Source organism: Paludibacterium sp. B53371, from assembly GCF_018802765.1.
Lineage (GTDB): Bacteria > Pseudomonadota > Gammaproteobacteria > Burkholderiales > Chromobacteriaceae > Paludibacterium.
Genome location: NZ_CP069163.1, coordinates 1663168 through 1681196 on the forward strand (window position 1 = coordinate 1663168; position 18029 = coordinate 1681196).

Annotated in this window: 16 protein-coding genes; 4 read left to right on the top strand and 12 right to left on the bottom strand. The window is 61.7% G+C overall.

Features of this window, described 5'->3' with window-relative positions:
• Positions 1-18: 18 nt before the first annotated feature.
• Together JNO51_RS07935 and JNO51_RS07940 are read right to left on the bottom strand one after the other, a co-directional pair.
• On the bottom strand, positions 19-1380 hold the full coding sequence (locus JNO51_RS07935) for an ATP-binding protein (protein WP_215782472.1): 1362 nt from the start codon (positions 1378-1380) through the stop codon (positions 19-21).
• Positions 1377-2084, bottom strand: coding sequence for a response regulator (locus JNO51_RS07940; RefSeq protein ID WP_215782473.1), 708 nt, complete (start codon positions 2082-2084; stop codon positions 1377-1379). Before JNO51_RS07940 ends, JNO51_RS07935 begins: the two co-directional genes overlap by 4 nt.
• 178 nt (positions 2085-2262) lie before the next feature.
• Between JNO51_RS07940 and JNO51_RS07945 the strand changes: the two genes are divergently transcribed.
• The 3 genes from JNO51_RS07945 to JNO51_RS07955 all read left to right on the top strand — a co-directional run bounded on the left by JNO51_RS07945 (position 2263) and on the right by JNO51_RS07955 (position 4073).
• Entirely contained in the window at positions 2263-2748 is a 486-nt protein-coding gene (locus JNO51_RS07945) for a Spy/CpxP family protein refolding chaperone (protein ID WP_215782474.1), read from the top strand.
• A 68-nt stretch (positions 2749-2816) separates the two neighbouring features.
• Positions 2817-3281, top strand: a complete 465-nt coding sequence (locus tag JNO51_RS07950) for a hypothetical protein (protein ID WP_215782475.1) — start codon at positions 2817-2819, stop codon at positions 3279-3281.
• Between the two features lie 66 nt (positions 3282-3347).
• A complete protein-coding gene (locus JNO51_RS07955; protein ID WP_215782476.1) occupies positions 3348-4073 on the top strand; it encodes a pyridoxine 5'-phosphate synthase in 726 nt (241 codons plus the stop codon).
• Here the strand turns inward: JNO51_RS07955 and JNO51_RS07960 are convergent, their stop codons facing one another.
• The 9 genes from JNO51_RS07960 to JNO51_RS08000 form a co-directional block, all read right to left on the bottom strand.
• Entirely contained in the window at positions 4074-6545 is a 2472-nt protein-coding gene (locus JNO51_RS07960) for an EAL domain-containing protein (RefSeq protein WP_215782477.1), read from the bottom strand.
• Between the two features lie 222 nt (positions 6546-6767).
• Positions 6768-8117, bottom strand: coding sequence for a HipA domain-containing protein (locus JNO51_RS07965; protein WP_215782478.1), 1350 nt, complete (start codon positions 8115-8117; stop codon positions 6768-6770).
• A gap of 1 nt (position 8118) precedes the next feature.
• On the bottom strand, positions 8119-8367 hold the full coding sequence (locus JNO51_RS07970) for a helix-turn-helix domain-containing protein (RefSeq protein WP_215782479.1): 249 nt from the start codon (positions 8365-8367) through the stop codon (positions 8119-8121).
• A gap of 184 nt (positions 8368-8551) precedes the next feature.
• Positions 8552-10129 carry a murein biosynthesis integral membrane protein MurJ gene (gene murJ, locus JNO51_RS07975; protein WP_215782480.1) on the bottom strand — a complete coding sequence of 526 codons (1578 nt, stop codon included), beginning with the start codon at positions 10127-10129 and terminating at the stop codon, positions 8552-8554.
• 96 nt (positions 10130-10225) lie between these two features.
• Positions 10226-10600 (bottom strand): hypothetical protein, encoded by a 375-nt coding sequence (locus tag JNO51_RS07980; RefSeq protein ID WP_215782481.1) that lies wholly within the window; start codon positions 10598-10600, stop codon positions 10226-10228.
• A gap of 68 nt (positions 10601-10668) precedes the next feature.
• Positions 10669-10935, bottom strand: a complete 267-nt coding sequence (locus JNO51_RS07985; RefSeq protein ID WP_215782482.1) for a hypothetical protein — start codon at positions 10933-10935, stop codon at positions 10669-10671.
• 87 nt (positions 10936-11022) lie between these two features.
• The gene (locus JNO51_RS07990; protein WP_215782483.1) at positions 11023-14151 is read right to left on the bottom strand and encodes an efflux RND transporter permease subunit; all 3129 of its coding nucleotides are present in this window, start codon (positions 14149-14151) and stop codon (positions 11023-11025) included.
• Positions 14152-14177: 26 nt separating this feature from the next.
• Positions 14178-15281 carry an efflux RND transporter periplasmic adaptor subunit gene (locus JNO51_RS07995; RefSeq protein WP_215782484.1) on the bottom strand — a complete coding sequence of 368 codons (1104 nt, stop codon included), beginning with the start codon at positions 15279-15281 and terminating at the stop codon, positions 14178-14180.
• Positions 15278-16837 (bottom strand): efflux transporter outer membrane subunit, encoded by a 1560-nt coding sequence (locus tag JNO51_RS08000; RefSeq protein ID WP_215782485.1) that lies wholly within the window; start codon positions 16835-16837, stop codon positions 15278-15280. Before JNO51_RS08000 ends, JNO51_RS07995 begins: the two co-directional genes overlap by 4 nt.
• Positions 16838-16883: 46 nt before the next feature.
• On the opposite strand from JNO51_RS08000, the gene JNO51_RS08005 reads away from it, so the two are divergent.
• Positions 16884-17615 (top strand): TetR/AcrR family transcriptional regulator, encoded by a 732-nt coding sequence (locus tag JNO51_RS08005; protein ID WP_215782486.1) that lies wholly within the window; start codon positions 16884-16886, stop codon positions 17613-17615.
• A 2-nt stretch (positions 17616-17617) separates the two neighbouring features.
• Here JNO51_RS08005 and JNO51_RS08010 read toward each other — a convergent pair whose 3' ends face one another.
• On the bottom strand, positions 17618-18010 hold the full coding sequence (locus JNO51_RS08010; protein ID WP_215782487.1) for a hypothetical protein: 393 nt from the start codon (positions 18008-18010) through the stop codon (positions 17618-17620).
• Between the last annotated feature and the right edge of the window lie 19 nt (positions 18011-18029).

An 18029-nucleotide genomic window follows, 5' to 3' on the forward strand; every position in this document is an offset into this window, starting at 1 on the left:
TTTATTTGGGATGATGGCTTAGTCCGCCGCCTTCAATGTCAGCACCACCCTCAGTCCGCCGCCCGGGCGGTCTTCCAGCCGGACATCGCCATGCTGGGCGCGGGCAATGGCACGGGCAATGGCCAGTCCCAGCCCGCTGCCGCCGGTGCTGCGCGCCCGCGAGGATTCCAGTCTGAAGTAAGGTTCAAACACCTGGTCACGCAGCTCGGGCGGGATGCCCGGGCCGCGGTCTTCAATCATCAGTGTCACCGTCTGACGGGTGCTTTCCACCGTCAGGTCGATGTCTTCCCCGGCGTAGCGCCGGGCGTTTTCTAGCAGGTTGCCAAGGCAGCGGCGCAGGGCCTGAGGCTGTGCCAGCACCGGACGGCCCGCTTGCCCATGCAGGGCAATGCGGGCGCCCAGTGCTTCAAAATCCTCCACCAGGCTTTCGAGCAGGATGTCGAGGTTCAGCTTGACGACCGGTTCGCTGCTCTGGCCCGCACGCAGGAAGTCGAGCGTGTGGCCGATCATGCTGTCCATTTCGGACAGATCCATTTCGATACGTTCCCGCAGTGTCGGGTCGGCAATCTGCTCAAGGCGCAGTCGCAATCGGGTGATGGGCAGGCGCAGGTCGTGCGAGACGCCGGCCAGCGCCTGCGACCGGGTTTCCAGGTAGCTCTTCAGCTCACGTTGCATGCGATTGAAGGCGGCGGCGGCTCGCACCACTTCGCGCGGACCGGTTTCTGGCAGCGGGGGCTGATCCAGGTTGCTGGCCAGGCCGGATGCCGCATCCGCCAGTGCGGCCAGCGGCCGGGTCAGACGGCGGACCAGCCAGCTGGCCAGGATGGCCACCGTCAATGCCAGCACCCAGAGGAGCAGCAGGGTGCGGGCGGGCCAGTTGCGTGGCGTCGGCGGAATGGCATGGCGCCAGCTCAGGACAGTGCCATCCTGCAGCCGTGCCTGCACCACCAGGAAAGGCGTCAGCATCGGGCCATGTTCCGGTGCCTGTGATAGCGGCGTACCCGGTGGTGCCATGGGGCGCAGCTCGATCGGCAACACCTGGATGTCCAGCTTGCCGCTGGCGGCATCACGAAAGGTTTCTACCAGCAGATGGTCGCCGGTGGACGCTTCGCGTGCTTTGCCCCAAGGCTCTGCCAGGGTAAAGAAGTTGCCGGGTTCGTTCAGGATCAGCAGCAGGCGCTCGCGTTCGCCGGCCGGCGTGCGCGCCAGCATGTTGGCAATGCCGGCCAGTCGTTCGGCTGCACTTTCACCTCGCAGCTGCGCGCCAAAATGGTCACGGTCTTCCAGCAGCAGCCAGGCACCGAAACCTTGAGCCAGGATCAGGCTGATCACCACTGCAAGCAATAACTGACCGGTCAGGGTTCGCGGCAGCCGCTTCAAGTCAGCCGCTCCACCGTGGTGGCCAGCATGTAGCCGCCGTTGCGAACCGTCTTGATCAGTTGCGGATCTCGGGCGTCGTCACCCAGACGGCGACGAATGCGCGAGATCAGCACATCAACCGTACGGTCAAAGGGCGAGGCTTCGCGACCGGCCAGCCCGTCGAGCAGTTGATCCCGGGACAAGACATGATTGGGGTGCTCGGCCAGCAGACACAGCAAGGTAAATTCTGCGCCAGTGAGCGGAACGACTACGCCGTCGGCACCAATCAGGTGGCGTGCCCCCAGGTCCAGTGTTCGTCCGGCAAACAGCAGTTGCCTTGCCTTGCTGGCCAGCTCGCCGCTCTGGCTGCGTCGCAGAATGCTCTTGACGCGCGCCAGCAGCTCGCGCGGGTTGAACGGTTTGGGCAGATAGTCATCGGCGCCCATTTCCAGGCCGATGATACGGTCAATATCATCGCCACGGGCAGTGAGCATCAGGATGGGCAGGGTGGATTCGGCGCGCAGCGAGCGGCACAGCGACAAGCCGTCTTCTCCCGGCAGCATCAGGTCCAGAATGATCATGTCGGGCTTTTGCTCGGCACATTGCGCACGCATCTGCTCGCCATCGGCCGCAATGCTGACCAGATAACCTTGTTGCTTCAGGTAATCGCCCAGCAGTCGCGTCAGTTCGGGGTCGTCATCGACCAGCAGAATGCGCCGGGGCATGGTGTCGTTCCGTGTAGTCATGGGGCGTTAGCATAACGACTCTCACTCCTTTTGTGGCCGGGATTAATGCCCGATAGCAGAAGATTACAACTCATTTACAATGGGACATCCTCATTAAAAAATCTATTTACATAACTAGTTTTCAATAGGGGCTCCTCTCTCACAAAAGGATGTTCCGATGAAAACCGCTCATACGCTGCGTGTCACGTTTGCTTCCGTCTTGTTGATGGCCGGTCTGGCCGCCCAGGCGGCCGATCTGCCTGCCAGTGCCCCCGTGCCGGCTTGCCCTCCGCGTCACAGCGACATGCGGCAAGCCATGCAGCAGCACCAGCAGAAGCGCCTCGATCAACTGGCCCAGGCCCTGAAGTTGCGCCCCGCCCAGCAGGCGGCATGGCAGGCCTATACACAGGCCGAGCTGGCACTGCCGCCCGCACCGGCCTGCCCGAGCGCAGCGCCTACTGCGCCTGACATGGCCCGTGCCCGGGCCGAGCATGCCCGTCTGATGGCCGAGCACTTTGCTGCCTCCAGCAAGGCCTTGTCGGCACTGTGGCAGCAACTGACCCCAGAACAACGCCAGACCTTCGACAAGCTGGCCCGTCAGCACATGCCGCGCCACGGCATGATGGATCATCCGCATGGCGAACCCGGCCCGATGCCGCAATAACCCGAATGCGGGCCGGAAGCGCTGCCGGCCCGGCTTTTCTGCTCTTCCGTTGCAAGGAGATCACTGATATGCGAACCCTGTTTGCCACACCGCTTCGCCTCATCCAGCTGGGGGCACTGGCCCTGACCTTGTCCGCCGCGGCCTATGCCGACCCGTCGCTTGGCCTCAATCGCAGTCCGTGCCTGGCGGCGATGGAACAAGTCAGTCGCGACATGTCACGGCAACTGGATCAGATCGAGACCGATCTGGCCCTGCAGCCCTGGCAACATCAGCCCTGGCGTCGTTTTGCCGCAGATGCCCTGACCGTGGCTCAGCCACTTGACGCCCCGGTAGCCGGTGCCAGCCCGGCGGTGCTGCAGCAATATCGCATTGACTGCGCGCGCAAGATGCAGCTGCGCCTTGATTTGTCCGGACAAAGTGCGCGCGCACTCTGGACGGTTTTGACGCCGGTGCAGCGTGCGCGCTTCGAGACCCTGATGCAGAAGGGCATGATGGATCAGGCTACGTCCGCCAGGTCCGCTCTGTCAGTTTGAGCGGCAAACCGGGTGTGCAGGCTGCGCGGGCAGGGTAGAATGGCGAAAAACTCCAGGAGCCCTGCCATGACTTGCAAACTGAGCGTCAACCTGAACAAGATTGCCCTGATCCGCAACGCACGCGGACGTGATTTCCCCTCCGTCGAACACTTTGCCCGCCTGGCCCTGCAATGCGGTGCGCATGGCGTCACCATTCATCCGCGTCCGGATCAGCGCCATGCGCGCTATGCCGATATTGCCCTGCTGCAGCAGGTGACTCGAGCCTTCCCGGGCACAGAGCTGAATGTCGAGGGCTATCCGGATGAAACCTTTCTGGAGCAGGTCATTGCGGTACGGCCGGATCAGTGCACGCTGGTGCCGGATGCGCCGGGCCAACTGACCTCAGACCATGGCTGGGACCTGACCCGCCATCTGGATTTCGTCCGCGATGTCGTGTCACGCCTGCGCGCAGCCGGCATTCGCAGCAGTATTTTCATGGATCCGGACGCGGCCCAGATCGCCCTGGCGCCGGCGACCGGCGCGGATCGTATCGAGCTGTATACCGAGGGCTATGCCCATGCGCCGGGCAGCGAGAGCCTGGCACCCTATGCCGCCAGTGCACGCCAGGCGGCAGCGCTGGGGCTGGGCGTCAATGCCGGTCATGACCTGAATCTCGATAATCTCGCGGCCTTTGTGGCGGCGGTCCCTGAAGTGGCTGAGGTGTCGATCGGTCATGCACTGACCGTGGAAGCCCTGCAGTTTGGCTTCGCCGAAACCGTTCGCCGCTATGTCGACATTCTGAAAACGCACTGATCACCTCACATGATGCGCGCCGCCATGGCGCGCATAGCCCCGCGTCAATGCGTTAAGCAAGCTCGTTTCCTCAATCGGTTGTGCGATGGTCGCCACGGTCTCCGGCAAGTGATCCTCGTGGTCGGGCGTTCCCAGCAAAATGCCGCTGGTCGAGGGGTACATGCTGGTGATGCGTGTCAGAAAGGCACTGCCGCGCATTTCCGGCAATCCCTTGCCGACCACCACCACGCCGATTTCATGCGTTGCCATCAGCTCGAAAGCCTGCTGGGCCGTTTCGGCGGCCAGAATCTGGTAATCCGCCGTGGCCAGCCAGGGGCGGGCCTGTTGCAGACTGTCGCCTGTCGGGTCATACCACAGCAGATAATGCGGGTGATAGCGTCTGCTGGTCGGCGGCAGACGTTTGCCGCTGGCCAGCAGATCCCCGCAGGCTGCCGCAGAGACCGGACGGCTGAAATAGTAGCCCTGGATGATGTCGCAACCCGCCTCGGCCAGCAGCGTCAGCTGCCCCTCGGTTTCCACGCCTTCCGCCACGACCGACAGGTGCAGCAGGTGTCCCATCGCCACCACCAGCTGTGAAATCACCAGATCATCCGGCAGCGAGGTGATTTCACGAACAAAACTCTGGTCGATCTTCAGCTTGTCGACCGGGAAACGCTTCAGATAGCTCAGATTGCAAAAGCCGGTACCAAAGTCATCAATGGACATCTGCACCCCCATTTCGCGCAAGGCCTCCATGGTGGCCAGCGTCGCAACGGGGTTATGCATGGAGGCCGATTCGGTCAGCTCCAGCTCGAGCCACTGCGGGTCCAGCCCGCTTTGCGCCAGAGCCTGCCGGATGGTGTCTGCCAGCCCCGGCTGCGACCACTGTAAAGCAGACAGATTGACCGCCACCGGAACCGGCGGCAACCCGCTTTTTTGCCAGCGCACGGCCTGACTGCAGGCCAGGTCGAGTGCCTTGTCGCCCAGCGCGGCAATCAGACCGCAAGATTCGGCCAGCGGAATGAAGCGCATGGGGCCGAGCAGCCCCAGTCGCGGGTGTTGCCAGCGCATCAGTGCCTCCAGGCCGACAATGCGCCCGCTACGTATCTCGGCCTGGGGTTGATAGTCGAGGTAAAGCTGATTGTCAGCGGACAGGGCCTCATGCAGCTCGCCCTCCAGCTCCAGCCGCATCCGGGCCTCATCGGAGAGCAGGGGCTGATAAATATGGTAGCTTTCGGCCTGCTGCTGAATGGCGCGATGCAGTGCCATGGTCGCGGCCTGCAGGGTCTCTTCCGGATCGGTTTCGGTCTCGCAGAAGGCGACCCCCAAATGGGCCGTGAGGTAAAAACTGCGCTCGTTGAGTACATAAGGCTGATGTAGCCGGGTCAGCATTTCCTGCAGCGACAGGTCGAGGTTTTCTTCCGAATTGGCGGCACACAGCAGGGCAAAGCCGTCATCGCCGACCCGCGCCAGGCAATCACCGCCGAGTTGCCAGGTCAGCAGACGGCGCGAGACTTCGCGCAACAGGCGATTGGCGGCTTCATTGCCTAGGCTGTCGCGTACATCTTGCAGACGCGTCAGTCCGACCATGACCAGTGCCGTGCGACCGTTGGTGCCGCTGGCCAGGCTGCGCATGCGCAGCAGCAATAATTCCCGATTGGGCAGGCCGCTGGCGCTGTCGAAGTGACGCAGGTAGTAGGCCTGTTGCTCGGCTTCTTCCTGGGCAGTGACATCCAGACCGGACACGACAGCAACGCCTGCACTGTCTGTCTGCACGGTCAGGCGGGCCGCCGACCACAGCACTACCCGGCCATTGACGGTGGCACGCCAGGAGAGCGGCTGGGCTTGCTCGGCCTGGCAGACCTGCTGGAGCAAGGTGTGGACATGCTGGCGTTCATCCTCGCGGGCAAAGACCGCGGCAAACGCCTGGCCCTCGACCTGAAACTCGCCCGCCAGCGGCAGGCAGGCTGCGGGGTTGGTACGCACGATGGCGCCCTGCTCATCGACCAGAACGATCAGGGCGCCCGAGGTGTCGAGGACGGCGCTGAGTAGTTGCCGCTCGGTATGGAGCTGTTGCTGCATCGACGCACGGATCCGGGCGTCATCGGCCTCGGCCAGGGCGCGCAGGACCGCAATCGGCAGACGTTGCAGATTGCCTTTGAGGACATAGTCAGAAGCCCCGACATGCAGCATTTCGACCGCTCGCTCTTCGCCGAGCGAGCCAGTGACAAAGATGAAGGGCAGGTCGGGCGCCAGCATGGCGCGCAGAATCAGCGCCGAGAGGCCGTCAAAATCGGGCAGTGAAAAATCCGACAGGATGATATCCAGCGAATCCGGCCGGCTGAGGTGCTCGCGGAATGACGACTCATCCTTCACCAGACTGACGTCAATAGTCAGCCCGGCCTGGCGCAGCACCCGGCAGGTTTCCTCCGCATCTTCGACCACATCTTCCAGGAGCAAGATGCGAATCGTGCGGTTATGAAACGCACTCATGGACATCCCCGTTGTGGATGAAACAACTGATCACGCACGACCCCGTGCCAACAAGCGCTGATCAGGCAGGTTAAAAATAGAACATGGAAAATGTTTATGCCAATCAACTAGGTGTTTGATTGACGAAAGCTGGGTGGCATCACCCAATTGAGGCAGGACACGGCGGTGAGTGGCAAAAAGGTCAGCAGACAGCGTTACGTGGCCTCCGGGGCGTACAGAGGGTCAGCAGGCAGAGGCAGTCGGCAGTGATTCACGCAAGCGTCTTGCCGCATGAACCACCCCTTGCAGAATCGGTTCGGCCACCGCTACCGGGAACCCCGGCGGCAGCTGTTTGCGCAAGCGGGCGGACACGGGCAGGGCCTGCGCCGTCAGGGACAGGATCAGCTGCTCGATTTCTTCACGCGGCAAAGCGCAGGCGCGGGCGTGGGTCAGCCATTGTTCGCCGTCAAGTGTACGCCAGCTCGGCGGGGGGCTTTGGTCGGACAAGCCCAGTGCAGGGCGGATCTGTTCAGCACTCAATTTTCCCGGGCCGTGTCCGAGCAGGGGGTGTGCCGAAAGGACTCCCAGCGGAGGCGCCAGGCGGAAGCGGCCTTCCGGCAGCAGGTCGACCGCAAAGCGGCGGGCATGGCCGTCGAAGGCGCACAGCATCCAGAAGACCAGCAAACTGCGTACCAGTGCCAGCCGGTCGGCCGATGCGTCGCTGCTGCCCAGCATGAGGCGTGCCATGGCCGAGGCGCTGGGCCCGCCATGGATCTGATATTTCATCTCGGCACTCATGCCTTGTGCCTGACACAAATCATTGCGTGGCACCCCCAGCCAGACGCCTTGATCCGCATGCCAGCGGCGATCTGCACGTTCGATGACCAGGGCGCGACGGGCGCCGAAATGCACCAGCTCGCAGGCGGGTACCGGGACGCCGAACGCTGTGGCGACCCGCTGGCAAAGCCAGGCATTTTCCAGTGAGCCAGACAGTAGCAAGCCACAGTCCTCGTGGCGGTCCAGCGGCAGTTTCAGGATGTGGGTACTCAGCAGTCCGGGCTGTGGCATGTGCCATTGGCCCTGATGCCACAGCAGGGCGGTTTTGTCATGCGAGCCTGGCAGGGTCACCGGTGCCAGGGGGCCGGCTTCGCCCGTCTGCATCGGGCTGAAGCGCAAAGCGGATAACAAACCTTCGATCTCGCGCGGCGTCAGGACGCGCGCCTGTGCCGGAGAGAGGGGGGTCGGTGCCGCTTCCTGGCGGGTGAGCTGGATAGCCCCTGGGCAGTCCTGTCCCACGTGGGGCAGCAAATCAAAGGCGGATGCCGAGTCGGCGGCGAAATACAGGCGCAGGCGCTGCCGCTGCAAGGGACTGTCCGGCAGAAGGCTGTCGAAAAAGCGACTGACCACCGGGCCTTGCCAGGCATCACGTGCCGGTCTTAGCGGCAAGGAAAGCGACAGCGGGCGGCAGAGCGGCGAATCCAGCCAGCTCTGGTCGTACTGAAAGCGGTGACCACTGGCCTCGGTGAAATGCCAGCGTCCGACCAGTACGCCATTCATCCAGACGTGCAGACAGCTCTGACCGCGGCGTGGCATGTCACCAGTCCTGAGTGCGATGCAGGCTGCCGTCCTGCTTGTCACGCAGCACCAGCTCCAGATCCAGTGCTGACAAGACTTGCAGCAGACGTTCGACGCTGGATTGGGCCGTGTGGTTTTCCAGCGCGGAAATGGCTTTCTGGGCAATGCCGATGCGCCGAGCGGCCATGGCCTGCGTCAAGGCACGGGCACGGCGCCAGTTGCGCAGTTCGGCCCCCAGATTTTGGGGTGAATGAATGTTTTGCGGCATGACATACCCCTCATAAAGGATATCTTCATCATAGTCATTACAAGGGATAAACCAAGGAAAATTCGCAGTGCTTGGCTTGTGGCAGATCAATGGCCGGGGCCTGGACGGTCAGCGGTGAGCAGGGGCGCAGGCAAGCCCTGCCCGAAGGGGCAGGCTTGCTGTCAGGGAAATCGGGTGGCGGGGCTTAGCGTTTGAAGCGGCGCAGCAGCCGGTCAAGCACTTTGCGGCATTCTTCGATGCCCAGTAGCCAGGTCAGCAGGAAATACAGTACGCCATAAGTGCCCAGCACCAGCAGCGCCAGCAGGATGGGTTTGTCGTGGTGGAATTGCAGCTTGACCACCCAGGCAAAAGCCGCGCTGGCCAGGGCTGCGCCCCAGAGGTTGACCATCAGGGAAAAGGGCAGGCCGGTATGGCCGATGCGGGCATTCAACTTGCGACGCAACAGCATGAACTCGACCCAGCCGGCGATGCCGGCGGAAGCGGTCAGGCCGGCAGCCCCCCAGCGCGGCGCCAGGCCGAGCACCGGCGTGGCAACCAGCACGCATGCCACACCAAACAGGGTGGTCAGGACGAGGCGGACCAGGGCGAATCGCAAGGGAGAGCGCGTGTCACGCAAGGCATAGTAGGTGGACGAGTACAGTCGTCCCAGCGTGGTGGCCAGCAGGCCGACCCCGGAGCCTGCGATGATGCCCCAGACGTAAAGAGTGTGGGCATGCGTGAAATGACCTGTCTGGTAAAGCGCCGCGGTAATCACGTCCCCGAGGGCGAAAAAGGCCATGGCCGAAGGCACGATGAAAAAGGCGATCTGACGCAGGCCGGCATTGACGCGCTTGACCAGGGCTGCATAGGTCTCGCTGTCATGCTGCATGCCGACAGCACTGGCCATGGCCGGTAATTCTGCCGCCGAGACAGCCATGCCGAACAGGCTGACCGGCAGCATGTTGATGGATGCCGCGGTGGTCATGGCCGCCATGGCGCCCTGGCCCAGCAAAGAGGACAGCGCCTGGTCGACATAGGCACTGATCTGTACCACCCCCCGGCTGATCGCCACAGAGCCGAAATTGCGCACCACTTCACGCACATGGTGCGAGGTGGTGTCCAGGTTGAGCCGCAGATGGCTAGTAAAGCGCAAGACCGGCGGAATCTGGATCAGGAACTGCAGCGCACAGCCGGCAACGGTGCCCCAGGCCAGATATACGGCCAGCTGCTCCTGTCCGGCACGGCGGAAAATCAGCAGCGAGGCAATCATGGCGGCATTCCACAGCACCGGTGCCGAATACGACAGAAAGAACTTGCGGTGGCTGTTGAGGATGCCCAGGCACCAGGCGGAACAGACCAGCAGACCCGTGCCGGGGAACAGGATGCGCACCAGCAGGATGGTCAACTCGCGCTTGGCGCCGCTATAGCCGGGCGCAATGGCCCACAGCAGCCAGGGGGTGACCAGAATGCCGATCAGCACGATGACCGAGATCACCAGACCGAGCAGGGCACCGATGGCACCGGCAACGTGATCGGCTTCTTCTTCCTTGCCTTCGGCCAGCAGGCGCGCGTAGACCGGGATGAACGAAGCCGACAGGACACCTTCGCCAAACAGGTTTTGCAGAAAATTGGGGACGCGCAGGGCGGAACTGAAGGCGTCGGCGGTGTCGGACAGGCCGAAATAGTGGGAGAACACCCGTTGCCGCACCAGCCCCATGATGCGACTCAACAGAATGCCAATGCCCACCAGTAAGGCGTGTCGACCGGTACTTTCCCTAGCCATGCTCATCGTTCCGAACAGAGAACGCGAGAGTGTAGCAGAGCCGGGGGGCGACCGGAACCGCTGTACGGTTGCCGCTGGTGTGCGCCATGGCGTGGCTCACGAAGGCTCATGGGGTACCTTGCGCTGTGAGTCCAGTTGCTGCAGGACAAAGTCCAGGTGAGCAGCCGCGCTGCGCGCATCGCTGGCATAAAGTTGCAGCAACTCATCAAAACCTTGCGGATAGCGTTCGGGATGCTGGCTGACACGTTGCGCCAGTTGCAGCATGTTATTGATCACGCGATCAATAATTTTGCCGGCATCGCGCAGTGAGTGCTGGGCTACTTTGCTTTCGGCACGCTGATTGTCGCGCCATACCCGGGTGGCCTGTCTGACCTGGGCGCGCCTGGCTGCCTGGCGCTCTTCCTGGCTGCGATACTTGGCAGGACGGCCGCGCGGTTTCTTGCCGTCGGCGGGAGGGAGGTCGGATGACATGCGCTCAGCCCGTTAAATGATCACGTGATCAATATAATTCAGGTCACTGCGCCTGTCATCCGGATGGTTTATTGGTCTTGCTGGTGCATCTCGACATAGGCTTCCAGCTGCTTCAGCGTGATGTAGCCTTTCTTGTCGGTATCGATCTGATCAAAAACAGTCGCCACCTTGGGCATGCCCGCCTGGGCCTCGTTTTTGGTCAGATGGCCATCATGGTTGGCATCTGCCGCCTTGAAGCGACGCTCGACCAGCGGATGACTGTCGGCCAGCGCCTGTGAGGTGGCAGAAGCCGCCAGGACGGCGAGCAGGATCAGTTTGAGTTGTTTCAAAGTCATAAAGGAATTCCAGCGTTGGTTTCAGTAACAGGAAAACAGCACTCCCGCCGCTGAAGCAGCGGGAGTCCTTGCCGAGGTCGGGGAGGGTCAGACGGCCTTGCTGCCGGTGCGGCGTTCGCGCCAGGAGACGATCACCACATACAGCACCGGCACGAAGGCAACGGCCAGCACGGTCGAAGCCAGCATGCCGCTGAAAACGGTCAGGCCGATGGAGACGCGTGCGGCGGCACCCGCGCCACTGGACAGGATCAGCGGCACGACGCCGAGAATGAAGGCAAACGAGGTCATCAAAATCGGGCGGAAGCGGCGGCGCGAACCTTCCAGTGCCGCATGCACCAGATCATGGCCCTCATGCCGCATCTCCTGCGCCACCTCCACGATCAGAATGGCATTCTTGGCCGATAGGGCGATCAGCAACACCAGACCAATCTGAACGTAGATGTTATTGGCCAGCCCTACCGCCCACAGCACAGTGACCGTGCCGACCAGTGACATCGGTACGGCCAGAATCACCGGCACCGGCAGCCACCAGCTTTCGTACTGGCCCGCCAGCACCAGATAGACCAGCAGAATAGCCAGACCGAAGACCAGTACCACCGAGCTGCCCACCAGCTTCTCCTGGTAGGACAGGGCGGTCCACTCATAGCTGACGCCCTGTGGCAGGACTTCGGCCGCCACTTCTTCCATGGCCGTCAGTGCCTGACCCGAGCTGTAGCCGTTGGCGGCCGCGCCGTTGATGGTTGCCGTCGGGTACATCTGGTACTGCGAAATCAGTGCCGGGCCGCTGACCTGTTTCACCGACAGGAAGGCGCCGAGCGGTACCATATTGCCACTGCTGTTGCGTACGGTGAGCGCCGAGATCTGCTCGCTGCGCATGCGGAAGTCCTGATCAGCCTGCACATAAATGGTGTAGTTCTGGCCAAATTTGGAGAACTGACCAACATAGGACGAACCCAGATAGCTTTGCAGCACGTCATACACATCGTTGACCGCCACGCCAAGCATTTCGGCCCGGGCTCGGTTAATGGTCAGCGACAGCTGCGGCACCTGGGTGCGCAGCGGCGTGAAGGCCTGCTGGATTTCCGGACGCTGCTTGGCGGCAGCGATCAGTCGATCGGCAGCATCCGACAGCTTGTTCAGGTCGCCGCTGCCGTCGGTCAGCTCCAGTTGCATCTGGAAGCCTCCGGACATGCCCAGCCCGGGAATGGGCGGCGGCACCATGACCAGCGGACGGATGTCCGGCAGGGCATGCAAACGTTCGTTCAGTGTGAGGTAAATGTTCTTCAGACTCTGTTGCTTGTCCTTGCCGCGCTCAGCCCAGTCGGTCAGGGTCAGATAGACCAGACCGGCATTGGCCAGTGAGGCGTTGCCGTCCAGCGGCGACACGCCACCGATGGTGATGGCGTGCTTGACGCCCGGAATGGCGCGCGCGATCTCTGACACCTGGCTCAGGGCCTTGTCGGTGCGCTGTATCGAGGCGGCATCCGGCAACTGCACCGCCACCAGCATATAGCCCTGATCTTCGGTCGGGATAAAGCCGGTCGGCAGCTTGGCCAGCCCGACGATGGCCACCACGATCAGCCCCAGCGCCACCAGGGTACTGGTCTTGCGCGCGCCGACCAGCCGCTCGATCAGACGGGCGTATTTGACCTCCAGCGGGTTATAGACGCGGTCAAAGGCGCGGAAGAAAGCATTCTTTGGCTTGCTGTGGTCATGCACGCGCACATACTTGGCCGACTGGGTCGGTTTGAGCGTAATGGCGTTAATGCCGCTGATCAGGGCGGTGGCCGCGATGACCAGGGCGAACTGGCGATACATCTGACCGGTAATGCCGGGAATGAAGGCCGCCGGCAGGAAGACCGACATCAGCACCAGCGTAATGCCGATGATCGGCCCCATCAGTTCCTTCATGGCGGTGATGGCAGCGTCATGAGGCGTTTTGCCGGCCTCGACATGCTTGGCCACGCCTTCCACCACCACGATGGCATCGTCCACCACAATCCCGATACAAAGCACCAGGGCGAACAGCGTCAGCAGATTGATGGAAAAGCCCATGGCGGCCATGGCGGCGAAAGCGCCGATGATGGTGATCGGCACGGTCGTGGCCGGTACCAGGGTGGCGCGCCAGTCCTGCAGGAAAATGATGATCACCAGCAAGACCAGAATGCCGGCCTCGTAGAGGGTCTTGTACACCTCGTCGATCGAAGCCTTGACGAACACCGTGGTGTCAAACGGCACATCGTACTGAATGCCGGGCGGGAAGCTCTTGCTCAGGCGGGTCATTTCATTTTTCACCGCTTCGGCGGTGGCCAGTGCATTGGCATCCGGCAACTGATAGATGGCAACGCCCCCCGCCGGCTTGCCGTCCAGCGTGAACGACTGGCCATAGCTCTGGCTGCCCAGTTCGATGCGCGCCACGTCACGCAGTCGCGTGACAGCACCGCTGCTGTCCGTCTTGAGGATGATGTCGCCGAAGTCGGCGGCGGAATTCGGCGCCCCCGCCAGGTTGACGGTCAATTGCTGCGCCTGGCCGGGTCTGGCCGGCGGTGCGCCGATCTGGCCGACACTGATAGGCTGGCTTTGCTTGTTGACCTGGGCAATGACATTAGCCGGCACCAGGCCGCGCTGTTTCATCTGTTGCGGGTCCAGCCAGATCCGCATGCTGTACTGGCCGACACCGAAAACGGTGACATCGGCCACGCCCGGCAGACGGCTCAGGCGGTCCTTGAGTTGCAGGCTGGCAAAGTTGCTGAGGAACAAGCCGTCCATTTCCGGCTTGTCGGAGGACAGGGTGATGATCTGCAGGATGCTGGTGGATTTCTTCTTGGTCACCACCCCCTGTTGCTGCACGGCATTCGGCAGCAGCGGCACGGCGGCATTGACCCGGTTCTGTACCGCCACCTGGGCCTGGTCGGCGTCAGTCCCGACGGCAAAACTCACCGTCAGGGTGTAGCGCCCGTCGTTGGAGGAGGTCGACTGCATGTAAATCATGCCTTCAACGCCATTGACCTGCTGTTCAATGGTGCGCGCCACCAGTTGCTGTACGGTCAGGGCGCTGGCCCCGGGGTAGGTGGTCGTCACCGAGATGGTCGGCGGGGTCAGCTGCGGGTATTGCGATACCGACAGGCCAAACACCGACACCGCACCGATCAGCACGGTGATCCAGGCGATCACGTTGGCCAGAATCGGTCGTTCAATAAAAAACTTGGCAATCATCAGATTGTGCTTTCTCGTTGCCGCATTTACTGGGCGGGTTTGCCGGAATCAGCCTGCGCAGCCACCTTCTGGCCGACGCCCACATTGCTCAGGCCCTGGGTGATAACACGGTCAGATGCCGAAATACCGTCGGTGATTTCACGCAACTGGTCGAAGTCTGCACCGGTTTTGACGTTGCGCCGTACGACCTTCGAGTCGGCATCCACCACATAGACGTAGTTGCCCAACTGGTCATTCAGGACCACGGATGACGGGACCAGCAGCGCCTGATGGGGCTTGCTGATGCCAATGAATACCTTGCTGTACAGGCCCGGAATCAGGTGCAAATCCTTGTTGTCGAATTTGGCGCGCAGCTGCAGGCTGCCGGTGGCGGCGGCCAGCGTATTGTCGATGAAATCCAGTTCGCCGGTTTCGGATGGCGTGGCCTCGCCCTGGAGGGCCGCGCCGACCTTGATCTTGCCGACGCCGGCTTTGGCGGTTCCTTCCTTGTCAACGCCCGCCTTGCGCAGGCGCAGCAGATCACGTTCATTGACCGAGAAGTTGACATAGGCGGGCCGCAGGCGCGTCAGGGTGGCCAGCACGGTCCCCCCGGCCCCGGCGCCGACATAGTTGCCGACATCCACGGTCCGTTTGCCGATCACCCCATCAAAGGGGGCGCGTACGGCGGTGTAATCAAGATTGATCTGTGCCAGACGCAAATTGGCTTCGGCCTGTTGCAGGTTTGACAGTGCCGATTCGACGCTGGATTGCGCCGTGGCGTTTTCCTTCATCAGCACCTGCTGGCGCTGGTACTCAGATCGCGCCTGATCCAGCTTGGCCTGGTTGAGCTTGACTTGCTGCTGATAGGGATCCGGTTCGATGACAAACAGCAGTTGCCCCTGTTTGACCTGGGCCCCTTCGGCAAACGGTGCGGATTGCAGATAGCCGCTGACGCGCGCCACCAGATTGACGGATTCGGAAGGTGCCACGGTGCCATCCAGCTGGATGGTGTCGGTCACTTCACGCTGAATCGGTTGCTGAAACACCACCTGCGGCAGCGGCGGTTCGGCGACCGGTTTCTTGTCGCTGCACGCCAGGCAGAGCAGGGCGGTGAAGGTCATCAGAAAGACAGAACGAGGGCTCGTATTCATTGTGCGGGTCTCTGGCTATTCGGAAGATCAAGCGCGTCACCCCAGTTGGTGCGCGCCCGCATGGTTTTGGTGATGTTGTCCGGCAGGGATGCCGTCAGCTTGCCGTCCCAGCCGCCGCCCAGTGCGCGGTAAACCGCGACAAAGGACTGCAGCAGATTGCCTTGTGCCTGGGCCAGGCCGTCCTCGACCTGTAGCTGGGCCTGATAGGCGGTGGTCACGGTGGTGAAGTCCGATTCGCCGGATTTGTAGCGTTCGAGTGCCAGTACGGTGCTGCGTCGGGCGGCTTCAGCCGCGGCATTCAGGCGCTGGCGCGATTCGCGGTTGCCGGCGATGGCAGACAGCGCGTCTTCCACCTCCTGCTGGGCACCGAGCACCTGGTTCTGATAATTCAGGATCGCCTGTTCGAAGGCAGCATCCTGTACCCGCACCTGATTGACCAGCTGGCCATGATTGAAAATCGGCATCAACAGGCCGGCCGTGGCGCTGCTGACCGGGTTATGCCATTTGAACAGGTCATCCAGATGATTGCTGCCGCTGTCCGAGGACTGAAAACCGAAGCTGCCGCCGAGGGAGAAGCTCGGGAACAGGGCGGCCTTGGCCTGACCGATGCGCGCCGACTGGGCGATTGCTGCATACTCGGCCTGCAGCACATCCGGCCGCCGCTGCAGCAAGTCGCGCGGAATCCCCGAGGGGACGCCGGTCGGCACACTGGGCATGGGGGCTGCGGCAGCAAACTGTCGCTGATAGTAGTCCGGGGTCTGGCCAACCAGCACGCTCAGCGCGTGTTGCGCTTGCTGCAGGGCGGCACGCAGTGTCGGCAAATTGGCGCCGGTTTGCTCGTACAGGACCTGAGCCTGGCGCAGATCCTGCTCGCTGGAGGCGCCGGCACGGAAGCGGGCATTGGCAATGCGCAGGTTTTCCGCTTGTTGCTTCAGGTTGTCCTGCGCGACCTGCAGGCGTTGCTCCAGCGTGCGCAAATTGAAGTAGGTGGTGGCGATATTGGCTTCCAGCGCTACCATGGCCGCCTGGTAGGCGGCGACGGTCGACAGCCAGCTGGCTTCATTGCCCTCAACTTCGCGACGGGCAGCGCCCCACAGGTCTGGTTCCCAGGAGGCTTGCAGGCTGAGTTGCTGCGTGGTGCCGCCGCCGGTTTTGCCCTGTAGCTGGTTGGCCAGGTCCGGCTTGCTGTAGCTGCGGCTGAATGACAGTTGAACAACCGGCCATTCGGCACCTTGCGAGATGCCCAGTTGCGCTCGCGCCTGGGCGATACGAACGGCCGCACTTTGCAGGGTTGGACTGTTGTCGCGACCGAGTTGCAGCAGCTGGCTTAGTCTGGGGTCGGCAAACTGCTGCCACCAGACGGCAAGCTGGGCTTCATCGGCTTGATCGGTCGGGCTTTGCCAACTGGATTGCACCGAGACGTCCGGGCGCTGATAGTCCGGGCCGACGGCGCAGGCCGACAGTGTCAGACAGATCAGGGCGGACAGACAGCGCTTGGCGAAAGGTGCAGGGAGTCGCTCGAACCGGGCGGCGACATTGTTATATATCGTTGTCATAACGGCCCTTGATGTTTCTTGTCTATATAGACCATCCAGGTCAAAGATGCTTCGAGCATATGGTGTTTTTATTGCGTTTCATTATTATGAATTCCATTCAGTTTTCATACTCGCATTTACCAAGGCGTTGGATATGTCGGAAAACAAAGATCAACCCATTGATTTAATGACAAAAAAACCGAAGCAGGCGCGTGCCAGGCTGACGGTGAAGCTGATTTTCGAGTCCACAGCTCAGATTATTTTGCGCGAAGGTGTCGACAAACTGACCACCAACCGCATCGCCGAAGTAGCGGGTTTTAGTGTCGGGACTTTGTATCAGTACTTCCGCAACAAGGAGGCCATTCTGCTGGCCATGGCCAGGCATGAGACCGAGCACATGATTGGTGAAATCGATGCCTTGTTCGACGAATATGCCGGTGCCGCGACGACGGGATTAGCCGGTGCCCTGGTCGGATTTCTGATGCAGACCTTTTATCATCGGCGCGCCATCCGCCGACAGATTGCCTGTGCCATTTTCCAGCGACAGGTATTGCTCAACCTGTATCCGGTTATCGCCGCCGTCGAGAGCCATGTGGCGCAATGCCTGCTCGATCGGCAGGCTCCAGACATGCGTCTGCTGAGCGAAGCCGAAGCCTATGTGGCATCCCGCAGTTTGATCGGCACGCTACGTGCCGGTGTATTGGAACATTCTGAATGGGCGGACCATCCCGCCTTTCAACAGGCGCTGGAGCGGCAACTGCTGGCCATGTTGCTGCCCACAGACGGGGGAGGGGGCTGACGTCAGTAAAACAGCCACTTGAGGATAAATGGCAGAATAATGACGAATAGCAGAACACTGTTTTCGAAGAAAAATCTTTTCAGCCGATGATCGGGGGCGCCGAGTGCAGATCTTACGTCCCCGACGGATTTGCATGGCGATGCCCCGCAGGCCATCAGCGTGATGGCGCCGACGGCCATGGATAAAGCAAACCATGGCATGCCGGATTGATAGGCGGCCATCGCGACAAGCAGCATCAATATATAGAAATAGATGAATTTTATTCGGTGCGATTTCCTGCACGCATGGCGATACCCGTTATTTTGCTGCATAAAGCGCTCTCGAAATGATTTCCCGGCAATCAGATGATTGCCGGGAAATGCCGAATGATATGACTGCAGGTCATTATTTTGCATCAGCCCTGTGCTATTGCGG